The sequence below is a fragment of the Streptomyces sp. ID05-39B genome, from assembly GCF_033794725.1.
In the GTDB taxonomy this organism is placed as follows: domain Bacteria; phylum Actinomycetota; class Actinomycetes; order Streptomycetales; family Streptomycetaceae; genus Streptomyces; species Streptomyces bobili.
In genome coordinates, this window is the sequence record NZ_JARGEF010000557.1 from 1 (window position 1) to 609 (window position 609).

Here is a 609-nt window from a genome sequence, read left to right on the forward strand (position 1 = left end):
GGGGGAAGGTGGATCTGCGGGCAACCCTGCCTACAACTGACAGGAAGGTTTCCTATCAAGCTTGAAGGCAAGAGGTAACCCTCACGAACACAGGTTCGTACGATCGAACAAGCCATCCGGGCCCCTGCCGGACCCCCGCCGGGCCGTCAGGGAGTGCCGGGCGCGTCTCCCCGCCAGTCGAAGCGGCGGGCGTCCCCGGGCCGTTCTTCGTACAGAGCCCAGCCGCCGGGGCCGTAGCGGCCTATCTCGGTGGTCAGCGCGACCTCGCGCAGGTCGCCGCCGGGGCGCTCTGTGACGTCCAGCAGCAGCCCGTCCAGCGGGCCGCCCACCAGTTCCGCGTACTCGCGGTCCGGGCGGGGCGCCGCATCCTCGTGGTCGGCGCCGTAGACCCGGCCCCGCATGAAGTCAGCCTCGTCCATGACCAGCAGCTTCGCACCCGCCACTGACAACGGCCCGTCGAGCCGCCGCTCACTCCTGCCGCACTTCGGCCAAGCCGATGGCCGAAAGGTGCCGAGCGAGGGCATTTCATCACACTGCGGGTAGGTATCCGTTCCTGGCACATCGCGGTGTACGGCGTGGGGGGTGCCGGCTCTGGGGGCACGCAGGGGG

The 609-nt window shown here is 69.8% G+C and carries 1 protein-coding gene; it reads right to left on the reverse strand.

Annotated elements, in window-relative coordinates:
* Positions 1–146: 146 nt before the first annotated feature.
* Positions 147–419 (reverse strand): hypothetical protein, encoded by a 273-nt coding sequence (locus P1P75_RS41880; protein ID WP_319265364.1) that lies wholly within the window; start codon positions 417–419, stop codon positions 147–149.
* Positions 420–609 lie beyond the last annotated feature (190 nt).